Source organism: Pseudomonas sp. SIMBA_068 (assembly GCF_046534705.1).
GTDB lineage: Bacteria > Pseudomonadota > Gammaproteobacteria > Pseudomonadales > Pseudomonadaceae > Aquipseudomonas > Aquipseudomonas putida.
On record NZ_JAWRYI010001805.1, the window covers coordinates 1 to 231 of the forward strand.

Annotated in this window: 1 protein-coding gene; it reads left to right on the forward strand. The window is 55.8% G+C overall.

Annotated elements, in window-relative coordinates; genetic code table 11:
* On the forward strand, positions 1-231 hold a 231-nt coding region (locus tag SB756_RS35995), incomplete at both ends, for an aminopeptidase P family N-terminal domain-containing protein (RefSeq protein ID WP_410914029.1).

Consider the following 231-nt stretch of genomic DNA (forward strand, 5'->3'; position numbering starts at 1 on the left):
TCGTCAATCAAATCATTGCCGATGAACAGTTGCAAACGCTCGGTTTTGAGGGCCAGCAGGTGAGTTGGGAAACCGCGCACCGCTGGCAGTCTGAACTCAATGCGAAACTGGTTAGCGCCACGCCGGATGTGCTGCGGCAAATCAAAACGCCAGAGGAGGTGGAGAAAATCCGCCTCGCCTGTGGGATTGCTGATCGCGGTGCAGAGCATATTCGCCGCTTTATTCAGGCGG